Below are 20191 nucleotides of genomic sequence, written 5' to 3'. Positions count from 1 at the left end.
CACCACATGAGCACCCTCGAGGACTACCAGGCCGCGGAGCGGCTGCTGCGGCGCCCCGCCCGCCCCGGCGAGCTGGTCGTCGGTGACCGGGTCAGGCCGCACTGGATCGAGGGGGGCGCCCGGTTCTGGTACGCGGTGAGCAACGGAGCCGGCAAGCGCTTCGTCCTGGTCGACCCGGCGGCGGGCACCCGCGAGCCGGCCTTCGACCACCCCCGGCTCGCCGCCGCGCTGTCCGCCGCCTCCGGGCAGCAGGCGGACCCCGAGTTCCTGCCGGTCACGGCGATAGAACTGACCGGGAACACCGTCGAGTTCGACGCCTTCGGCACGTACTGGCGCTGCCACCTGGACGACTACGCCTGCGAGCGGGCCGAGTTCGTCCCCCCGGGCAACCCGCTGGAGGTGCCCTCTCCCGACCGGAAGACCGCCGTCTTCCGACACGGCCACGACCTCTTCGCCCGCTCACTGTCCGACGACGGCCGCACCTGGCCCCTGACCACCGACGGCGAGCCCGACCACGGCTACGGCCCGGGACCGGACGCCACCGGCAACACCACCCTGCTGCGCAAGCTCGGCCTGCCCCACCTGCCGCCCGCCGTCGCCTGGTCGCCCGACTCGACGAAGGTGCTGGCGCACCGGACCGACGAGCGTGAGGTCCGGCAGACCCACCTCGTCCAGGCCATGCCCGCCGACGGCGGCGCCCCGGTCCTGCACACCCAGCGGTACGCCCACCCCGGGGACGAGCGGCTGCCCCGGGCCGAGTTGGTCGTGCTGGACGTCGCCACGGGCACCGTGGTCCGCGCGCAGGCCGAGCCGCTGCTCATGACCCAGTTCTCGCCGATCACCGCCCAGTGGGCCTGGTGGGCCGAGGACAGCTCGGCGGTGTACTACCTCGCCCGCCCCCGCGACCCGCGCACGCTCACCCTCCACCGCCTCGACGCCGCCACCGGCGAGGTCACCACCGTCCTCAGCGAGAGCGGCCCCACCCGCGTGGAGCCCAACCAGTGGCTGTTCGAACCGCCGATCATCAAGATCCTGGCCGACGAGGTGCTGTGGTACTCGCAGCGGGACGGCTGGGGCCACCTGTACCGGTACGACCTGCACACCGGCGAGCTGCTCGGGCAGGTCACCTCCGGCCCGTGGGCCGTACGCCGGATCCTGCGCGTCGACGAGGCCGAGCGCATGGTGTACTTCACCGCCTCCGGGCTGGTCGGGGAGGACCCCTACCGGCGCACGGTGTGCCGGGTGGCCCTGGACGGCTCCGGCTTCGCCAGGCTCACCGAGGACGACCTGGACCACACCCCCACCCTCCCCGACCTCCACCCCCACCACGGCCACTACTTCATCGACTCCGCCTCCACCGTCGACACCCCTCCCGTGACCAGCGTCCGCGACTGGAACGGCACGGTACTGGTCGAACTGGAGCGCGCGGACACCACCCGGCTCACGGCCACCGGCTGGACCCCGCCGGAGCGGATCCGCGTCAAGGCGGCCGACGGCGTGACGGACCTGTACGGGGTGCTCCACCGACCGCGCGGCTTCGACCCGGCACGCCGCTACCCGGTGGTGGACAACCTCTACCCCGGCCCGCAGGTCAACCGGGTCGCCCCCGGCTTCGACCCCGGCGGGATGGGCATGGACGCCGAACCCCTCGCCGCGCTCGGCTTCGTCGTACTGGCGCTGGACGGACGCGGCACCCCCGGCCGGGACAAGGCCTTCCACGACGCCTCGTACGGCCACCTGGCCGACGCGGGCAACCTCGAGGACCACGTCGCCGCCCTCCACCAACTGGCCCGGACCCGGCCGTGGATGGACCTGGACCGGGTGGGCGTCTTCGGCCACTCCGGAGGCGGCTTCGCCGCGGCCCGCGCGATGCTCGACCACCCCGACGTCTACCAGGCCGGCGTCGCCCTCTCCGGCTCGCACGACGCCCCCACCTTCAACCCCGGCTTCGTGGAGACCTACGACGGCCCCGGCAACCCCGACGCCTGGAAGCGCACCTCCAGCGTGGACCTCGCCGGCCACCTCGCGGGCAAGCTCCTGCTGATCCACGGAGAGCTGGACGACCAGGTCCACCCCCAGCACACCCTCCGCCTGGCCGACCGGCTCATCGCCGCCGACAAGGACTTCGAGCTGCTCATCGTGCCCGGAGCGGAACACACCTTCATCGACTGCCTGGCCTACGTCCGCGGCCGCTGCTGGGACTTCCTCGTGCGCGAACTGATGGGCACCGAGCCCCCCGCCCACCGTCCCGCCCCCATCACCATCAGCCCCGACATGCTCGCCGACCTGTTCGCCTGACCGCGCCCTTCCGGCGGCCGCCGGAAGAACGTGCCCGCGAGACCGATGAGTTCACGCCCCCGCCCCGGTCTACCCCTCGACGACACCGAAGCGCCGTACACCCCCGCCCCGGGGGCGGCGCACGAGGAGGGAAACGAATGCCCCGCACACTCGACGCCCCGCCGGCCCCCCGCACGAGCCCGTCCCTGCCGGGCCCGGCACCCCGGGCGACGAGGATCCTGCTGACCGGCGCGGTGACCGCGGGCCCGCTGTTCCTCGCCGCGGGACTCGTCCAGGCCCTCACGCGCGACGGCTTCGACCTCACCCGCAACGCGATCAGCCAGCTCGCGCTCGGGGAGGCGGGCTGGATCCAGACGGCGAACTTCCTGCTCACCGGAGCCCTCCTCGCCGCGGGCGCGGCCGGCCTGCGCCGGGCGCTGCGCGGCGGACCGGGCGCGATCTGGGGGCCCGCCCTCGTCGGCGTGTTCGCCGCCTCGTTCCTGGCCGCCGCCGTCTTCTCCGCCGACCCCGGCGCCGGCTTCCCCGCGGGCACCCCCGAGACCACGCAGCTCAGCGCGCACGGCGCCGCGCACATGATCAGCGGAATGATCGGCTACCTCGCCCTGAGTGCCGCTTTCCTCGTCCTGGCCCGCCCGCTCGCCGCCCGGGGGCATCGCGGCTGGGCCACGGCCTCCCGCCTCGTCCCCCTCGGCGTCCTCGCCGGATTCGCCGGCTCCTCCGTGACCGTCCTGGCCTTCACCGCCGGCGCGGGGCTGGGCCTGGCCTGGCTCGCCGCACTGGCGGCCCGCCTGCTCACGGATCCGGCCAACACCTGATCACCGAGCCCACCCCACGCCACCCGTCGTCCTCGACCACCCGTATTCCTCAAGAACGGAGAACCGCATGACCGGCACCGCACAGGGCCCCGCCTCCTACTTCCCCTCCATCGAGAAGAAGTACGGCCGCCCGATCGCCGAGTGGAAGGAGCTCATCCGCTCCTCGCCCCTGACCAAGCACATGGAGCTCGTCTCCTGGCTCAGGTCCGAGCACGGTCTCGGACACGGCCACGCCAACGCCCTGGTCGCGCACACGCGCGCCGAGGACAGCGGCAAGGAGGCCTGACGAGCCGCCCGCCGAGAGCTCACCGAAAAACTTTCCCGCTTCCTGTCACATTCGCCCGCCCCCCTCCGTCAGTGCTGTGAAGACCTCGACCGAAGGAGCACAGCAGCCATGACGGACAACACCGCCCCCACCGCCCCCACCGCCCCCTCGATCTCCCGGATGCCGAACCCGGCCGAGTTCGTGCCCGAGCTGAACGACATCAGCGCCGCCTTCTTCCGGGCCACGGGCAACCACTCCGTCCCGCGCACCACGATGAACCTCATCCACCTGCGCGCCGGGCAGATCGTGGGCAACACCTACCTGACGGTCCTGAACACCGGCTTCCTGCGCAAGGCCGGGGTCGGCGAGGAGCGGATCACCGCCGTGTCCTCCTGGCAGGACGCCCCGTACTTCACCGACGCCGAACGCGCCGCGCTCGCCCTGACGGAGGCCACCCTCCAGCCCGCCCCGCACGGCCGGGAGCGCGTCACCGACGAGCTGTACGCCGAGGTGGCCGAGCACTACGACGAGAAGGCGCTGGCCACCCTCACCATCGCGATCGGCCAGATCAACTTCTTCATCGCCCTGGCCGTCATCGGCAAGCCCCAGCCGGTCGCCTCCCTCGCCGACCAGCAGTGGGGCTGACGGTCACCCCGGAGCCGCGACCGTGGCGAGGCTGCCCATCACACCGATGATGCTATTACCATTAGCATCATGCTGCTGAGACTGGACGCCACGGACGGCCGCCCCCTCCACGAGCAGGTGGCGGGTGCGATCCGGCGCGCCATCGCCGAGGGCGAATGCGTGCCGGGCGACCGGCTGCCTCCGGCCCGGGACCTGTCCCGGGCGCTCGGGGTCAACGCGAACACCGTGCTCCGCGGCCTGCGCACGCTGCGCGACGAGGGAGTACTGGAGTTCCGGCGCGGCCGCGGCGTCACCGTCGCCGCGGCCGCCGACCAGCGGTCGCACCTGCTCGAACGGGCACGGCAGCTGGTGGCCGACGCGGCACACCTCGGGTACAGCAGGAACGATCTCATCGAGATGATCAGGGGGCTGTCGTGACCGACCCGACGAAGAAGAGGACGAAGGGGACGCAGAGGAACGGCCCCCGCCGGGCGGCGGCGCTCTGGGTGGTCGCGGTGCTGGCCGTGCTGGCCGCCCTTCCCCCCGCCGCGAGCGGGCGCCTGCCGGACCCGCTCGCCACGCACTGGAGCGGCGCGGCCCCGGACGGCTCGACGCCCCTGTGGGCGGCGGCGCTCTTCCCGGCGCTGGTCTGGGCCGTTCTGGCGCTCTCGATCACCTTCGCCGCCCGACGCGGAGCATTCCCCTCGGAGGCCTGGGCAGCCGTCCCACTCCTCTCCGGCGGAGTGTTCCTGACAGGCGCCCAGGTCTCGGTCGTACGGGCCAACCTGGACCGGACCGACTGGCAGGACGCGGCTCCGGTCGGCGCGGCCGTGGCGGTCGCAGCCGCCGCCGCGGCGGCGGCGGGCGTCCTGGGCTGGCTGGCCGGCCGCCGCGCGACGCCGCCCCTCGCCCCGCCCCACCCCACCACGGGCGACGTCATGGAGATCCCGGCGGGCGAACGCCGGGTCTGGCTCTCCCGCACGTCGAACCGCTGGCTCCTCCGGATCGGCGCGCTCACGGGCCTGGTGGCCGCGGCCGGCACGGTGGCGGCCGCGGGCGGCCTGACCGACGTGACATGGCCGCTGATCACCCCGTTCGCCCTGGCCTCGCTCGGACTGCTCACCTTCGCCTCCGTCCAGGCGCGCGTCACGGACGCCGGGCTGGAGGTGGCCTTCGGCCTCCTGGGCTGGCCGGCGCGCCGCTGGGCGGCCGGTGACATCGTCTCGGCGCGCGTGGAGAGCCGCAGGCCCGCGCAGGTGGGCGGCTGGGGCTACCGGCTCAGCGGGCTGGGAACCACCGTCATGCTCCGCTCCGGCGAGTGCCTGGTCATCCACCCCCGCAAGGGCTCCGAGTTCGCCGTCAGCATCGACGACGCCGAACGCGGCGCGGCCCTCCTCAACGCCCTCTCCTCACGGGAGCAGCCGAACGCATGAGACGCCCCCGCCCGGGTCATGGCTTTCCGCACTGGGGTGAGTTCTGCGCGGACGCGTTCCACGCTTCGGAACTCACCAGGTCGGGCCTCCCCGAAGGCGCCCACGCATCCATCTTGGCCACGGCCCCTCCACTGCTGCGGATCCATGCCCTGTCCATCGGATCCTTGAACTCCAGCCGGAGTTGCGCCAGGTCCGCCTCCGCCAGGCGCACCGACGGCTCCTTGACGGCCATGGAATCCAGCAGCGTCCGGCTCGGGACGGCGATCTGCCTGCACGGCTGAAGGAAGTCCAACTCCCAGCTGAGCTTGCTCGCCGGGAGCGTGAGCCGCATCGTCATGACGCGGGAACTCCCGTTGACCACGATCACCTCCGGGCCCATCCAGTAGAAGTCGACGAGAGCGGCGAACTCCTGTTCCCGCGTCTCGCGCACCCGCTGTTCCTCGGCAGCGGCCCGCCGCTCCGCGGCCTCCGCCCGCTGGTCCGCCCGGCCGGCGTACAGCTCGGCGCGGATCCCGAGAACCAGCCCGGCCAGTGCCGCGACCACCGTGACGGCGGCAACCGTGAACCGCCCGAGGTCCCGCACGGTGACGCGGTACGAACCGGCCCCCGGCCCCTCGGCGGCGCCCGCATCCCCCGCGACGGCAGCCCCGTCGGGCGAGGCCGCGGTGTCCACCCCGCCGGCACGTGCCGACGCCTGACCCGGCACAACGGCCGTCTCGGCGGTGGTGGGCTCGTCGCGCCCGGAAGCCGGCCCGCTCGCGGCATGCCCGTCCTGAGTCATGAACCCAGCATGCCCGGACCGCCGGTGCGATCTCCCGGTTTCGTGACACCGGGCCGCAGCCCGTCCGGCAGACGGCCCGTGGCGGAGGCGAAGCCGAGCCAGGTGTGGCGGTTGTTCCACCAGCACCAGCCGACCTTGGGTGCGTTGCGACGCTCGCGGCCGTCGCGCCCGGTGCCGTTGCTGATCCAGATCGCCGGGGTACGGGCGTCCAGGGCGCCGTTGGGCTTGCGAAGCCGCGAGCCGATCGTCATGAAGCAGTGGTTGCGGTCCAGCACGGCGGGCTGCTGGAGCAGCCAGTGGATGCCCTCGGTGAGGACGAGCGGGGTGCGGCCCTCCCCGATGAGGGCGGGCAGTGCCTCGTCCGGGCTCCAGTTGGCCATGCGGTCACCGCGGTCGAGGCCGGTCACGAGGTAGAGGGGTCCGTCGGGCACGTTGACCTCATGGGGCGCGAACCGGTCGACGTCGTGCATGTCGGTGACGACGAAGCCGGGCTTGCCCTCGCGGTGGAGCAGCGGTGTGAGGACGGAGGCGGGGGCCCGGTCCGGGTGGAGGGCGAGCAGGACGTCATCACCGCCACCGCCACCGCAGCCGTCCGCGAAGGCGCGCAGTTCAGCGGCGGAGATCCCGGTGAGCTCGGGCACCCCCAGCTCGATCAGGCGCTCGGCCTGCGCGGCGAGCGGCGGAAGGGCGGTGCTGTCGTCACCGGAAACGGTCTCGTGCAGGGGCACAGTACTCCTTGGGTTCATGGTCGGACCTGAGACAGGACCGGTCAGCGGCTCAGGTCCCGGAACCGCTTCACCGCCAGTGGGAAGAACACCGCGACCAGGGCCACCGGCCAGGCCACCGCGAGGAGTTCCGCGTGGGTCGCGGCCCACGAGCCGCCCGCCGCGCCCGGGCTGCCGAACAGACCGCGTACCGCGGTGGCCGTCGCCGACATCGGGTTCCACTCCACGATCGCTCCCAGCCACGACGGCATCGACGCGGGCGCGGCGATGGCGTTGGAGAGGAAGCCGACCGGCCAGACCAGGATCTGCACCGCCTGCACCAGCTCCGGCTTGCCCGCGACCAGCGCCAGGTGGATACCGATCCACAGCATCGAGAACCGCAGCAGCAACAGCAGTCCCACCGCCCCCAGGAAGGAGGCGAATCCGTTGTGCCAGCGCCAGCCGATCGCGTATCCGACCGCGATCATCACCGCCAGTCCGGCCGCCGACTGCAGCATGTCGGCGATGCTCCGGCCGACCAGGACCGCGCCGGAGTTCATGGGCATCGAGCGGAACCGGTCGATGACCCCCTTGCCGAGGTCCTGGGTGACCGACTGCATGGTCGCCTCGAGACCGAAGGCCATGGTCATGGTGAGCATGCCGGGCACCAGGTAGTCCTTGAAGTCCCCGTCGACGCCCCGTCCGCCGCCGATCAGGTAGCTGAACATCAGCAGCAGCATCACCGGGAAGACCAGGCCGACCACCACCTGAGCCGGCTGGCGCGCCCAGTGCGCCAGCTCGCGCCGGGTCATCGTCCATGAGTCGGCGACCGCCCAGCTCAGCTGCGAACCCGTGCCGGCGTGGGCCGTACTCATGCGGCGTCCTCCTTGGTCAGATGTATGAAGACTTCGTCGAGCGTCGGCCGGCGTACCGCGATGTCCCGCGCCTCGATACCGGCCGCCTCCAGCGCCCGTACGGTCTCCGTCAGCGCGGCCATCCGGTCGGTGACCGAGGCGCTCAGCAGCCGCCGGTCCTCGTCCACGACCACCTCACCGGGCAGGAGGGAGGCCGCGTGCGCCAGGTGTGCCGTGTCGTGCAGCACGACGTCGATGCGGTCGCCGCCCGTCGTGGACTTCAGCTCGTCCGCCGTGCCCTGCGCGATGACCCTGCCGCGGTCGATCACCGCGATCCGGTCGGCCAGCTGGTCGGCCTCCTCCAGGTACTGCGTGGTCAGCAGGACGGTGGTGCCGCCGTCCACCAGTGAGCGCACCGCGTTCCACACCTCCGTACGGCCGCGGGGGTCGAGCCCGGTCGTGGGCTCGTCCAGGAAGAGCACCTGCGGCCGCGAGATCAGGGACGCCGCCAGGTCGAGCCGCCGCCGCATACCACCGCTGTACTGCCCGACGGCCTTCTTGCCGGCGTCCGCGAGCCCGAACCGGCCCAGGAGCTCATCGGCCCGGGCGCCGGCCCGGCGCGCGCCGAGACGGTAGAGCCGTCCGAACATCTCCAGGTTCTGCCGGCCGCTGAGTTCCTCGTCGACGGCGGCGTTCTGGCCGAGCAGCCCGATCCGCGAGCGCACCTCGTCGGGCCGGGCCCGCACGTCCGCGCCCGCCACCACGACACGTCCCTCATCGGGGCGCAGAAGCGTGGACATGATGCGCACGGCCGTGGTCTTGCCCGCGCCGTTCGGGCCGAGGATCCCCTGGACCGTCCCGGCCCGGACCGTGAGATCGAGCCCGTCGAGGGCCTGCTTGTCCCCGTACCTCTTGCGCAGGCCTTCGACGACGATCGCCGCATCGGAGTCGAACACAACACCCTCCCGCCAGTGGTCAAACTTGACTACGCCCCCAAGTTAATCCCCTCCCTCCCAGTAGTCAAACTTGATTACACAGCAGCGGCCAACCAACTAGTCAAACTTGTACAGTAGGCTGACCACGCTCGTCTCGAAGGGAGAGGCCCATGTCAGCGATCCGGCTGCTGATCCTCGGCGCGGTGCGCCAGCACGGACGAGCGCACGGCTACCAGGTGCGCAACGACCTGGAGTTCTGGGGCGCGCACGAATGGTCCAACGCCAAGCCGGGCTCGATCTACCACGGCCTGAAGCAGATGGCGAAGGAAGGCCTCCTCCTGGCCCACGAGGTCGCACCGAGCACCGCCGGCGGCCCGCCCCGCGTGGAGTACGAGGTCACCGACCGGGGCACCGAGGAGTACTTCACCCTGCTGCGCCAGGCACTGACCTCGTACGACCAGAAGATGGACGTGCTCTCGGCCGGCATCGGCTTCATCGTCGACCTGCCCCGGGACGAGGCCGTCGCACTCCTCGAACAGCGGATCGAGGGGCTCCGGCAGTGGCGGGCCTCGGTCACCGAGTACTACGTACCGGAGAACGGGCCCGAACAGCTCGGGCACATCGGCGAGATCATGAACATGTGGGTGCACTCGGCCGACAGCGCAGCGCAATGGACCCACGGCCTGATCGGACGCATCGAGGGCGGTGCCTACACCTTCGCGGGGGAGGGCGAACCCTTCGTGGGCGTGCTCGCAGAAGGCGAGCCGAACCCGTACGCCACGGGCCCGCACCCCGAAGACCCCCGCTAGAAGGCACCCGCCGTAAAGCAAAATCATTGCGTCTAGCGAACTGTCAGCGAACCGTCCACCTTCCGTGCGACGCCCCGGCGCCCCCGGTCGACGACCGGGTCTGCTCGTAGGCGTGGCCGACGCGCAGAGCACGCTCTCTCCGAGCGGTCGCCCGAGCAGCTGCATGCCGATCGGCAGACCCGCCGCATCGTGGCCGACCGGTACCGACAGGGACGGCAACCCGGTGATGTTGGCAGGGGCTGAAAGGCGTACGTAGGCGTCGGAGACACCCTCGACCGTGCCGTCGCCCCAGGTGATCGTCTCCTGGCCGGCCTCGACCGCGGTCGCCGGGACGGTGGGCGCGGCGACCAGATCGACGTCCCGCAGCATGCGCGCCCATTCCTGCCGCATGAGGGTGCGGGCGCGCTGGGCGCGCAGGTAGTCCCCGGCGGGCATCAGTTCGCCGGCCTCCAGCAAGACGCGGACGTCGGCCTGGTACAGCTCGGGAACGGTTCGCAGGGTGCTCTCGTGGTACGCGGTCGCCTCGGGCACCATCAGGCCCCACTGAGTGGCCCGGATGTAGCGGGTCATGGGGATCTCGACGTCGACGAGGTGTGCGCCGAGGGCCCGGAGCTGGTCGATCGCGCTCCGCACGGCGGCCTCCACCTCCGCGTCGACGTGGTCGAAGAAGTAGGTACGCGGCACGCCCACGCGCAGGCCCGTCAGATCCGCGTCCGCGACCGGCCGGTAGTCCGTGCCGGGGGCGGTCAGCGAGGCGGGATCGCGGGGGTCGTGTCCGGCCAGGGCCGTCAGGACCAGGCCCGCGTCCTCGACGGTGCGGGTGATCGGGCCCACGTGGTCCAGTGACCAGGACAGGGACGTGATGCCGTGGCGGGGGACGAGGCCGTACGTCGGCTTGAAGCCGACCACCCCGTTCAGCGCGGCGGGCACCCGGATCGATCCGCCGGTGTCGGTGCCCAGGGTGAAGGTGGCGGTGCCCGCGGCGACGGCGACGGCGGATCCGCCGCTGGAGCCGCCGGCGACCCGGCCGGTGTCCCAGGCGTTGCTGGTCTGCGGGGTGGTCAGCCCGTAGGCGAACTCGTGGGTGTGGGTCTTGCCGACCAGGATGGCCCCGGCCGCCGACAGGCGTGCGGCGACGGTGCTGTCGGCCTGCGCGCGGTGGTCGTCCCGGACACGGGAGCTGGCCGATGTTGCGGCGCCGGCGACGTCGATCAGGTCCTTGAGGCCCATCGGGATGCCGTGCAGCGGACCACGGTAGCGGCCGGCCACGATGTCGCCCTCGGCTTCACGCGCGGCCCGGCGGGCGTGCCCGGCGGCGACGGTGACGTGGCTCGACGGAGTGGATGTGGTTGGCGGTGGCCGCGACCGCGGCGTGGCGGTCGGCCGGCAGCGCGAGCCCGGTGCGGGCGGCCCAGCGGGCCGCTTCCGGCGGGGTGAGTTCAACGGAGGACACGGATTTCCCTCCCAAAAGCCAAAACTTTGCGTTAGTCGACGCTAGGCCCTACGGTGACTTAAAGCAAACTCATGGCTTTTAGTGCCGAGGTGTGGCCTTCGGGGCGGCCTCTTACGCCATGGCCGCCGCCCTGCTCGCCGTCGCGGCCCCGGCAGCACTCGCCACGTCGAGACGCAGAACAGCCCACCACAACCGTCCGTGACAAGCCCAAAGGAAGAACCGCCCATGAAAACTCCACCCACCCACCCCACCCCCCACTGGACGGTGGGCGACATCACCATCCATCGCATCGACGAGGCCCCCCTGCCACCCGCCACCGGACCGTGGCTGTTGCCCGGCGCCACCCCGGACGTCGTCACCGGGCAGCCCTGGCTGCGCCCCCACTTCGCCGACGACGAGGGGGTCCTGCACATCGACAGCCACACCTTCGCGTTCACCGTCGGCGGCCTGCGCACCCTGGTGGACACCGGCATCGGCAACGGCAAGGAGCGGGCCAACCCCGCCTGGCACAACCTGAACACCCACTACCTCCAGCGCCTCACGGCGGCCGGATTCCCCCCGGACTCCGTCGACCTGGTGATCCTCACCCACCTGCACGCCGACCACGTCGGCTGGAACACGCACGAGGTGAACGGAGAGTGGGTCCCCACCTTCCCCAACGCCCGCTACATCACCTCGCGCGTCGAGCGGGAGTTCTGGGCCGGGTACGACATGGAGGAGGCGCGCGAGCAGATGTTCCGCGACTCCGTGATCCCGGTGGAGGAGGCGGGGCTGCTCGACCTCGTCGACGTCCCCGCAGACGGCGTCGAAGTCGCCCCGGGCCTGCGACTGATCCCCACCCCCGGGCACACCCCCGGCCACGTCGCCGTTGAGCTGACCAGCCACGGAGACACCGCACTGATCACCGGCGACTGCATCCACCACCCCGTCCAGCTCGCCCACCCCACCATCGGCGCCTACGTCGACATCGAGCCCGAGCGGTCCGAGGCCTCACGCCGCAAGCTGCTCGCATCGCTCGCCGACACGGACACCCTCATCCTGGGCACCCACTTCGCGCCCCCCACCGCCGGCCGCGTCATCACCCACGAGGGCACGTACCGCCTCGCGCGCGGGAGAGCGTGCTGATATGAGTTGATCATGAATACTCACCCTCTTGACCCGATGGAGCGCCTGCTCGCAGAGCGCTCCTGCGAACGGCTGATCGTCGAGTTCGTCCACCGGCTCGACCTCGGGGACCCGAGCTCGGTGGCGGACCTGTTCACACAGGACGGGGTCTGGGAATGGCCCGCCGGCGATCGCCGCATCGCGGGTCACGAGGCCCTGCGCACCTACTTCGGCAGTCGGCCCGCGGACCGGCTGTCACGCCGTATATGCACCAACATTCTGGTGACCGTCACTTCTGCGAACACGGCCACCGCCACCACCTACTTCACCACCTACCGCGTCGACGGCTACACCGAAGGCTTCGTGCCGCCCCGGCCCCCGGTTCAGGTGGGGCACTACGAAGACACGTTCCGCAGAACAGCCGGCACCTGGCTGCTCACCACACGAACCCTGTTCCTCTCCTTCGCCGGCCCCACGGAGCGCCTCGACGGACCTGGCCAGTCATGATCCTCCCTATGCCGGCGAGAAGTGGAACACCCCTTGTCACCGGCGGCTGGGACCATCGGGACATGACCGACCGGACTGCTTTGATCACTGCCTACTGGGACGCCGCAGCGGCGGCCTTCGATGACGAGCCCGACCACGGGCTTCGGGCCGACCGGACGCGTGCCGCGTGGGCCCGGCTCACGCGTTCCTGGGTGCCGTCCGGTCCCGTCGACGTTCTCGACGTCGGCTGCGGTACGGGCTCTGTGTCCTTGCTGTTGGCCGAGGCAGGACACCGGGTCACCGGGGTCGACCTCGCCCCGCGCATGATTGAGCAGGCGCGCACGAAGTTCAGCCTCGCTGGTCTGGAAGGCCGCTTTCTGGTCGGTGACGCCATGACGCCCCCGACAGCAGCACAAAAATTCGATGTCGTGCTGTCACGGCATCTGGTGTGGACATTGCCGGATCCGGAGGCCGCGTTGCGTGAATGGGTGACACGCGTGCGGCCGGGAGGGCGGCTGGTACTGGTGGAAGGACGGTGGCGGGAGGCAGGCCAGACCGCTGTGCCGTACGTGGCCGGCGCCGAATCTCTGCCGTGGAACGGCGGAGTCAGCGCGAAGGACCTGGCATCGGCCGTCGACGCGCTCGTTTCCGACGTGCGCGTCGAACCACTCAGCGGCGATCCGGACTTGTGGGGCGGCGAGGTGGACGACGAACGCTATGCCCTGATCGCCGACGTGTGACCGTCAGGTGATGGCGAGTGGGCTGGTCTGAACCCGGTCTTGATGGGTCAGCGGGCGAGGGAGACGGCGAAGGGCTTGAAGCCGTGTCGGCGCAGGATGTGGGGAACCACGAGGATCATGGCCTCGGTGGCGCGGGCTGTGCTGATGCCGCCGAGGTCCTCGATCCATGCGGGCTGCCAGCCCAGGTCGCCGAGCAGGCCGGTGACGGTGTTCTTCGCGTTCTGGTCATCGCCTGAGAGGTAGACGGTCGGTGGGGTGGCCAGGGTTTCGGGAGCGGTCATGACCATGAACAGCATGGTGTTGAGGGTCTTGACCACATGGGTGCCGGGGAGGGCGGCCTGGAGTTGCTCGGCGAGGCTGCTGCCGGGATAGCAGAGGTCGCCGGGCAGGCCGTCATCGGCGTCGCGGGTGGCGTTGGAGACATCGACGAGGAGTTTTCCGGAGAGCTCGGTGCGCAGGCCGGCCAGGCGATCCAGGGAGGTGTCGCCGGGCGTCGCGTTGATCACGATGTCCGCGGTGCGGGCGGTGGTGCGCTGGTCGGCGAAGGCGATATGCGGGGCGATGCCGGCGGCAAGGCCTGCGGACTCTTCCGGGTTCCGGACACCGAGGATGACACGGTGTCCGGCTGCGGAGAGCTTGCCGGCGAGGTTGGCTCCGACGCGGCCCGCGCCCAGGATGCCGATGCTGGTCATGAGGTGATGCTCCTTGCGGTGTGAGGTGGGTGGAGCGGAGGTGTCCGGTCAGGCGATCGGCGACAGGACCTCGAGGGCGGCGGTGTGGATGCCGGGGGCGGCGGCCAGGAAGTCGCGGCTGCCCGTGTTCCAGGGCTCGCCCGCCAGGTCGGTGACGGCGCCTCCGGCCTCGGAGACCAGCAGCGCACCGGCGACCAGACCGGAGCGGACGTCGGAGAACTGCCAGAAGGCGTCCGTGCGTCCGGCCGCGACGTGGATGAGCTGCATCGTGGCAGGAACGGATACGCGTACGACCAGGCCGTTGATGAGCATGGCGGTGACCGAGTCACCGATCCGCCGGAAGGTGCGCTCGTCCTCGCCGGGCCTGGCCTGGCCGGTGCCGACGAGCGCGGCGCCCAGATCGGTCTTGGCGGACACCTTCAGGGACCGGCCGTTCAGGTGGGCACCGCCGCCGGCGACAGCGGTGTAGGTGTCGCCGGTCAGTGGCAGGTGGACGACGGTGAGCACCGGCTGGTTGTCGCGGACCAGGGTGGCGGTCACGGCCCAGTCGTCCATGCCGTGAACGTGGTTGATGTTGCCCTCGGCGGGGTCGACGACCCACCACTCCCCGGGCGGGAGCGCACCGCCGGCCAGCTCGTCCTCGGCCCACTGCGATCCCCGCCGGGCCCGCAGCAGCGGCTCCCGCAGCACGTCCAGCACCGCGTCGTCGTTGGCGTGGATCTCAGCGACGACCTCGTCCATACCCACGCCCCGGGCGTGCAGGGTGTGACGGTCGCGCAGAGTGACGCCGGCGGTCTCCACCGCGGCGGTCACCTCGGACAGGAGCGTCGTGCCGGCGGCAAAAGGCATGGCTGTGCTCATGGTGGGCCCCTGAGTTCGATGTGTGCGGGCGGTCTGTCTCGCCCCCGTACTTCGAAGGTAGGCCCCCCGATCATTACCAACAAGTGCATGCTATTCACTCATATAGTGACCGGCATGCAACTGGATCTGAACCTGCTCACGGCCCTGGACGCACTGCTGGAAGAGGGCAGCGTCGCCGGCGCCGCAGCACGCCTCCACGTCACCGCACCGGCGATGAGCCGCTCCCTGGGCCGCATCCGCAAGGCCACCGGTGACCAGATCCTGGTCCGCACCGGCCGCAGCATGGTTCCCACCACCCGCGCACTGGCCATGCGCGCCCAGGTGCACGCCCTCGTACAGCAGGCCCACCACCTTCTGTCCGCGCAGCAGGAACTCGACCTGGCAGCTCTGGACCGGGTGTTCACCGTGCGCTGGCACGACGCCCTGACCGCCGCCTGCGGCACCGCCCTGATCACCGCCGTCCACCGCCAGGCCCCCGGTGTCCGGCTGCGCCTGTCGGCCGAACCCGGGACGGACGACGCCGAGCTGCGCCGGGGCGAGGTCGACCTCGAATCGAGCTCCAGCGCTCCGACGCTCCCCGACATCCGCCACCGCCTCGTCGGCAGCGACCGGCTGGTCGTCGCCGTCCGACCGGGGCACCCCCTCACCGAAGGCCCGCTGAGCATCGAGCGCTACGCAGCCGCCGAACACGTCACCGTTTCGCGACGCGGAAGCCTGGGCGACCCGATCGACGACGCCCTGACCACCCGCGGCCTCGAACGACGCGTCGTCGCCGCCGGGCCCACCGCCGCCTTCGCACTGCAACTCGCCCTCGACACCGACCTGGTCGTCACCCTCCCCGACGCGGTCACCCGCGCAGCCCGGGAACGACTCGGCCTCGCCGTACTGCCACCGCCACTCCCGCTGCCCGATGCCCCCCTGTACCTGCTGTGGCACCGGCGCTACGACGACGACCGCGCCCACACCTGGCTGCGAGACCTGGCCACCGAAGCGGTCCAGGCACTATTCACCCCTCCGACCGCCTCCCAACAGCCCCTCACCAACCGGACCGGGCAGTGACGGATACGCCGGGCGGGCAGACCTGCGGCAGCCGACTCCCGTTCTGGTGAACGTCACCTGTCCGCTCCCAACGCCCGCCGAGAGCGCGGGCCACTTTCTTTGACGCCGGTGATGCCCCAGGCGCGGGAACGACCCGGTAGAAAGGCTGGCGAAGCACGCCGCGAGCGTGCGTGCCCTAGGTCAGCGAACACAGACTATGGCGGAGGCCCAACCAGCCGCCCAGCCTCGCCTGTATTCCTGCGATCTGGCCCCGATGAACCTTCCGGGCGTGGGGCAATTATCGGTGCGTTGACTGCCTGCTTCGCGACCCGCAGCAAATCCCCTGTCATAGTCGGACTGACTGGCTGGAGGGTTCTTGTAGTTGCATTTCTCCGGAGAATATGCCCGTTCGTATGCCTTCGTGTAGCTGTATCGATATTGCTGTATGTAGCCCCTTGCGTAGTCACTGCCTCCAGGAGGCCGCAATCCCGGGATGGGGTTGGCCGGCGCACATGCTGCGCCGTCGCGATCTCCTGCACTACCCCCACGGGCCGCGCCGTGTCTGCACCCACGAGTCAGTGAGCCGAGGATCCACGCAAGGTTCCAACTCTGGTGCTACTGCTACCTCCGAGGTGCGCGGCACCGAATGGCTTACGGATGCGGCGGGAGGGATCACCAGGGATACGAGGAGGGGGGTGCCCAGTACTGCGAGGGATCGCCTAAGGTTCATTACATTCCCCTTGACGCCAGCTGCAACGAAATCTGCCCGACCCTGAGAGGTAGGGGTAAGTAAACTGTTGGCGAGTTGGCAGCCCCGCACAGGGGCCGTGAAGCCGCGGGCTCGAAGCGAGGCGGGTTCGCCAGCGATCACCGGTAGCGGGCTGAGAGGCATGTCCGAATGCCGTTCCCCTGCTTCAAGTTTCCGCCCTTCGTTCGTCCTCGTGCAACCGGAACTCCCGCCGCCACAACGAGGACTTCGGTTCCCGCATGACCATGCGTCCCGCGCACCGCGCGAAACCTCAGTCGGGATTGGTTGGGAGCAGCGCTCACCGGAGCAGGGACGTCTTCGATACCGTCCACGTCCACGATCTGGCTTCGGACGGTGCGGCCGTCAAGGCCCATGACCATGGGCTTCGCCGGGCCTGTATGACCCACCACGTCCCCGCCTGGGCTGCAAGCCCCAGCCTTCCTCTGGAGGGTCGAGGCGGGCACCAACGGCCCCTCTTTTTCCCCGATCCGTTGGACAACGCCGGCCTGCCGTCCTCGACCGCCTTCGCCGAGCGCTGCAGGCTACGTCCACCCCAGCCGCCGCGCCCCAAGCCCCGCCGGCCCCGGAAGACATCGAAACCGGCTCCGAAACCGTCGGAGAAGACCGTCCTGTGTGCATGGTCCACCACCGGCGCCCGTGGGTTGCGCCTGGCCCTGAGCGAGGTACGGGTGCCCGTACCTGCCGCCCCACCCCCAGGAGACCATCGGCAGGAGGAAGAAGGGATGGCTGCCGCCCGACTACGGTCTGCGCAGGCTTTCAATCTCCACGCTGGGCATCGGAGCCGTCCCCTGTTTCCCCAGTTCCTGAGCGACGCATGCATGGGCTGTTCCGCTCCCCGTAGTCTCGTGCTGTGGCCGACGAACACAGGGCAGGCAATGCCTTCAAGAACCGGTGTACCAACGCGGCGCTGACGCTGGAGTCCTGCACCAACTACTCCATCGATCGCATCTCGTTGGTCGAGTCCAACGAAAACCGCAAGGACAACGTGCTGGACGTGTGGCTGCGTGAGGGGCCGCAGAAGCCGGATGTGGTGATCTCGCTGTCCAATCTCCACTCGGTCCGTCCGTGGGAACCCGGGCTGGCCCCCATCTTCATCGACGAGATTTCCCTGATCCATCTGCCGGCGTTGCCGTCGCCCTGGCCTGCAGAGGCCGTCGGCCGACTGGACCGCTCCGACGACCTGCCCGAGCTGGTCTGGTTGAGGATCACCGGGCCACTCGAAGTCGACGCTGTTGCCTCGATCGTGACTGTCTACCAGGCTCAGAGCGACGATGCGGCCTCCGTGCTCCAGTGACAGCCTCGACTCGCTCGATGGCACGGGCGGCCGTCAATTATGACGGGCCATTGATGTAGTGGCTGGGTGGGTGCGCTGACCTGGGTGTGTTCAGGTTGGTTGGCTGGTGTGTGGGTGTGGTGGGTGTCTGTTGTGGTCGTCGGGGTGCCCGTTGGGGGCCTGGTGGCTACCGGGTGGCGGCTGCCTGGGGTTTTCTCGGCTTGGTCGGGTTGTCCGTATGTGCGTAGGTGTGCTGATCTTTTGTACAGGTATAACGGCCCGTCTATAGGCAGTGGTGTCGGGGGCGTTGTTGCTTGGTGCGTGTCCTGCTCCAGAGCAGGTTGTCGGGCGGGAGGACGAGTCGGCCGAGGCCGAGGTAGCCGGATCCGGCTACCTGGAGCACGCCGCCCGCGTGTATCTCGCAGGCACCCCCTAACCCGGGCCGGGGGCGCAGGCATCACGGCTGTCGACTAATGCCAGGCGGTGTCGGTGGTGGTCACCGAGCTGGAGCGGATCAGCGCCGACCCGGTTGGGGCCGCCGGCGCGGTTTGGTGCAGGCTCGGGTGCGATGACTTGCGACACCGCGGGTGGTCGTCCAGCGGGGCGCAGCGGGTGTCCTTTCGGGCAGTGTTCGGTTTGGGCTGGTCAGGCTGGCGAGGGGCGGCTCATGGGGCAGTGCGATGCGGTGCAAGTGGTGTCACCGAGATGAGTTGAGCTGGACAGGGAGACGTGGTGTCGCACCCAGCTTGGGGCCTGGTTGCGCAGGTTGGTTGAGCACTGCGCAGTTCACTGATCGACGACACCTGGGCCCAGAGGTGCCTAGATCCCAGAGTGCATCTGGCGTTGAGAATGAAGCAAAGTTAGAGACGGACCCGCCCTCGGGAGCCGGGGTCCGATGGCAGCTCCGGCGGGGCGGGCTTCACGCGACGCGCCGTCGGGGCGCTGTTCCGGTGCGGCGTCATCTGGCGGTGGTCGTCACTAGTCCACCTGGTGCCCGACACCTCTACTGGGAGCACGGCACCGGCCCAGTGCCTGCGGGGGCGGCAAGGCGGAATCCCAGCGGCAGAGGTGGCGGCGAGGATGCCGCCACCGGACAAGCCAGATCGACGGTCGGACGTGGGTCGCCGACCATCCGGAGTAACGGAGCAGGCTAAATTCTGCGCCCTCCGGGCAGAGTGAGGGAATGGAAGATGCTGTGGGGAGGCCGACGAGGTCTCGTAGGAGGAAACGATTCGAGGCCGTGCACAAGTGGTCTGCTACGGCTACAGCTGTCGTCGCCCTGGCTATTTCCTTCTTCAATTTCGCCGAGCTGCAGCGTCAGCCGGACGTCGATCTGGCGCTTCCTCACCTCTTGCGTCTCGAAAAGCTCGGAAGTGACGTGCGGTTCTACGTTCAGCCGACAGTATCCACCAGGGTCAAGAGCGAGGATGTCGAAGTAATCCGTGACGCGCGCCTACAACTCACTCCAACTGCCTCTATCTCTCGTTCGAAGCATCCGGTCTTCTACTGGAGAGAGAGCGTCGTATGGTATTACGACCCATCCACGGATACGGTCAACAACCGCTGGAGTGGCGATCCAGCCCCCTTTATTGTCAGCCAGGATAAACCTCAACAGCCGTCATTCGAGTTCCGGGCCAATAATTGGATGTACCAGGCGGGCCAGTACGAAGGTTCTCTGGAGCTCACTCGTTCAGGTACCCAAAATCCCTTGACCAAGAAGTTCTGTCTGATTATTTCCGAGGCAGCGGTCAATGAGCTGACAAATCCACAGCCGCCCGATCAGACGATTCGTTTCTTCCGCAACGACCTCCCTAAGTTCGCCTCTTCCAGCTGCTTCCGGAGGGACACGGATTAGGAGACCAACTCAGCCCCCCAGCCCTGCGAATGTGACTGTGGCGGATCTCGGGTCTGAGCCCTGTGCAGGAGAGTGCGGGCGACCTCTGCGTCACCCCTGCTGCCAGCCGCCCCGGGGGAGTAAGGCTCCTCCTGGAGGCGGAGCCGGAAGACTCCGGGCGGGGAAGCGGAGCGGAACCGCCCAACGGGCCGAAGGCCCGGACCCCGTGAAACGGGGTCACCCAGGCCTGCGAAGCAGGCCGTTCGGCTGGAGCGAAGCGAAAGCCGAACAGGTCCGGAGCGAAGCGCAGGACCCCGGCCCGAAGGGCCGGTTCTAGCTCGGCGAAGCCGAGCGCGCTCCTGGAGCGAAGCGGAAGGAGCTGGCCCCGAAGGGGCCACGCCCGAAGCGAAGCGGAGGGCGGTT

20 protein-coding genes and 1 pseudogene are annotated in these 20191 nt (G+C 70.1%); 13 read left to right on the top strand and 8 right to left on the bottom strand.

Going from position 1 to position 20191, the window contains the following annotated elements; genetic code table 11:
* The first annotated feature begins 6 nt into the window (after positions 1-6).
* The 6 genes from ACZ6KO_RS33445 to ACZ6KO_RS33420 all read left to right on the top strand — a co-directional run bounded on the left by ACZ6KO_RS33445 (position 7) and on the right by ACZ6KO_RS33420 (position 5435).
* A complete protein-coding gene (locus tag ACZ6KO_RS33445; RefSeq protein WP_469307736.1) occupies positions 7-2298 on the top strand; it encodes a S9 family peptidase in 2292 nt (763 codons plus the stop codon).
* Between the two features lie 137 nt (positions 2299-2435).
* Positions 2436-3113 carry a DUF998 domain-containing protein gene (locus ACZ6KO_RS33440; protein WP_469307735.1) on the top strand — a complete coding sequence of 226 codons (678 nt, stop codon included), beginning with the start codon at positions 2436-2438 and terminating at the stop codon, positions 3111-3113.
* Positions 3114-3180: 67 nt separating this feature from the next.
* Complete coding sequence (locus ACZ6KO_RS33435; RefSeq protein ID WP_469307734.1) at positions 3181-3399, top strand: DUF4287 domain-containing protein; 219 nt, start codon at positions 3181-3183, stop codon at positions 3397-3399.
* Positions 3400-3507: 108 nt separating this feature from the next.
* Positions 3508-4023 (top strand): carboxymuconolactone decarboxylase family protein, encoded by a 516-nt coding sequence (locus tag ACZ6KO_RS33430; RefSeq protein ID WP_469307733.1) that lies wholly within the window; start codon positions 3508-3510, stop codon positions 4021-4023.
* Positions 4024-4092: 69 nt separating this feature from the next.
* Positions 4093-4440: a GntR family transcriptional regulator gene (locus ACZ6KO_RS33425; RefSeq protein WP_469307732.1), complete on the top strand. Its 348-nt coding sequence runs from the start codon at positions 4093-4095 to the stop codon at positions 4438-4440.
* Positions 4437-5435: a DUF1648 domain-containing protein gene (locus ACZ6KO_RS33420; protein ID WP_469307731.1), complete on the top strand. Its 999-nt coding sequence runs from the start codon at positions 4437-4439 to the stop codon at positions 5433-5435. The genes ACZ6KO_RS33425 and ACZ6KO_RS33420 overlap by 4 nt, the downstream gene beginning before the upstream one ends.
* Before the next feature lie 16 nt (positions 5436-5451).
* On the opposite strand, the gene ACZ6KO_RS33415 is transcribed toward ACZ6KO_RS33420, so the two are convergent.
* The 4 genes from ACZ6KO_RS33415 to ACZ6KO_RS33400 are packed head-to-tail and all read right to left on the bottom strand — an operon-like array spanning position 5452 to position 8730.
* Positions 5452-6216: a hypothetical protein gene (locus ACZ6KO_RS33415; RefSeq protein WP_469307730.1), complete on the bottom strand. Its 765-nt coding sequence runs from the start codon at positions 6214-6216 to the stop codon at positions 5452-5454.
* Complete coding sequence (locus ACZ6KO_RS33410) at positions 6213-6962, bottom strand: DUF5701 family protein (protein ID WP_469307729.1); 750 nt, start codon at positions 6960-6962, stop codon at positions 6213-6215. Before ACZ6KO_RS33410 ends, ACZ6KO_RS33415 begins: the two co-directional genes overlap by 4 nt.
* Positions 6963-6985: 23 nt before the next feature.
* Positions 6986-7795 carry an ABC transporter permease gene (locus tag ACZ6KO_RS33405; RefSeq protein WP_469307728.1) on the bottom strand — a complete coding sequence of 270 codons (810 nt, stop codon included), beginning with the start codon at positions 7793-7795 and terminating at the stop codon, positions 6986-6988.
* Entirely contained in the window at positions 7792-8730 is a 939-nt protein-coding gene (locus ACZ6KO_RS33400) for an ATP-binding cassette domain-containing protein (protein WP_469307727.1), read from the bottom strand. Before ACZ6KO_RS33400 ends, ACZ6KO_RS33405 begins: the two co-directional genes overlap by 4 nt.
* Positions 8731-8879: 149 nt before the next feature.
* Here ACZ6KO_RS33400 and ACZ6KO_RS33395 point away from each other — a divergent pair, with 149 nt between their 5' ends.
* Positions 8880-9518 carry a PadR family transcriptional regulator gene (locus tag ACZ6KO_RS33395; RefSeq protein WP_469307726.1) on the top strand — a complete coding sequence of 213 codons (639 nt, stop codon included), beginning with the start codon at positions 8880-8882 and terminating at the stop codon, positions 9516-9518.
* A gap of 43 nt (positions 9519-9561) precedes the next feature.
* Here the strand turns inward: ACZ6KO_RS33395 and ACZ6KO_RS33390 are convergent.
* Together ACZ6KO_RS33390 and ACZ6KO_RS33385 are read right to left on the bottom strand one after the other, a co-directional pair.
* Positions 9562-10850: pseudogene (locus ACZ6KO_RS33390) on the bottom strand (amidase); the annotation flags it as partial.
* The gene (locus ACZ6KO_RS33385) at positions 10804-10971 is read right to left on the bottom strand and encodes a hypothetical protein (RefSeq protein ID WP_469307725.1); all 168 of its coding nucleotides are present in this window, start codon (positions 10969-10971) and stop codon (positions 10804-10806) included. The pseudogene ACZ6KO_RS33390 and the gene ACZ6KO_RS33385, both read right to left, overlap by 47 nt.
* A gap of 225 nt (positions 10972-11196) precedes the next feature.
* Here ACZ6KO_RS33385 and ACZ6KO_RS33380 point away from each other — a divergent pair, with 225 nt between their 5' ends.
* The 3 genes from ACZ6KO_RS33380 to ACZ6KO_RS33370 all read left to right on the top strand — a co-directional run bounded on the left by ACZ6KO_RS33380 (position 11197) and on the right by ACZ6KO_RS33370 (position 13301).
* Positions 11197-12096 carry an MBL fold metallo-hydrolase gene (locus tag ACZ6KO_RS33380; RefSeq protein ID WP_469307724.1) on the top strand — a complete coding sequence of 300 codons (900 nt, stop codon included), beginning with the start codon at positions 11197-11199 and terminating at the stop codon, positions 12094-12096.
* A 12-nt stretch (positions 12097-12108) separates the two neighbouring features.
* On the top strand, positions 12109-12582 hold the full coding sequence (locus ACZ6KO_RS33375; protein ID WP_469307723.1) for a nuclear transport factor 2 family protein: 474 nt from the start codon (positions 12109-12111) through the stop codon (positions 12580-12582).
* A gap of 62 nt (positions 12583-12644) precedes the next feature.
* Positions 12645-13301 carry a class I SAM-dependent methyltransferase gene (locus ACZ6KO_RS33370; RefSeq protein WP_469307722.1) on the top strand — a complete coding sequence of 219 codons (657 nt, stop codon included), beginning with the start codon at positions 12645-12647 and terminating at the stop codon, positions 13299-13301.
* 47 nt (positions 13302-13348) lie between these two features.
* On the opposite strand, the gene ACZ6KO_RS33365 is transcribed toward ACZ6KO_RS33370, so the two are convergent.
* Together ACZ6KO_RS33365 and ACZ6KO_RS33360 are read right to left on the bottom strand one after the other, a co-directional pair.
* Positions 13349-13993: an NADPH-dependent F420 reductase gene (locus ACZ6KO_RS33365; RefSeq protein ID WP_469307721.1), complete on the bottom strand. Its 645-nt coding sequence runs from the start codon at positions 13991-13993 to the stop codon at positions 13349-13351.
* Between the two features lie 48 nt (positions 13994-14041).
* Positions 14042-14854, bottom strand: coding sequence for an inositol monophosphatase family protein (locus ACZ6KO_RS33360; protein WP_469307720.1), 813 nt, complete (start codon positions 14852-14854; stop codon positions 14042-14044).
* 114 nt (positions 14855-14968) lie between these two features.
* Between ACZ6KO_RS33360 and ACZ6KO_RS33355 the strand changes: the two genes are divergently transcribed.
* From ACZ6KO_RS33355 to ACZ6KO_RS33345, 3 genes are all read left to right on the top strand, one after another.
* On the top strand, positions 14969-15913 hold the full coding sequence (locus tag ACZ6KO_RS33355; RefSeq protein ID WP_469307719.1) for a LysR family transcriptional regulator: 945 nt from the start codon (positions 14969-14971) through the stop codon (positions 15911-15913).
* Positions 15914-17511: 1598 nt separating this feature from the next.
* Positions 17512-17955, top strand: a complete 444-nt coding sequence (locus tag ACZ6KO_RS33350) for a hypothetical protein (RefSeq protein WP_469307718.1) — start codon at positions 17512-17514, stop codon at positions 17953-17955.
* Positions 17956-19174: 1219 nt separating this feature from the next.
* Positions 19175-19789 carry a hypothetical protein gene (locus ACZ6KO_RS33345; RefSeq protein ID WP_469307717.1) on the top strand — a complete coding sequence of 205 codons (615 nt, stop codon included), beginning with the start codon at positions 19175-19177 and terminating at the stop codon, positions 19787-19789.
* Positions 19790-20191: the final 402 nt, after the last annotated feature.

It is taken from the genome of Streptomyces sp. NPDC042102 (assembly GCF_055582305.1).
This window is presented reverse-complemented; position numbering and strand designations above follow the sequence as displayed.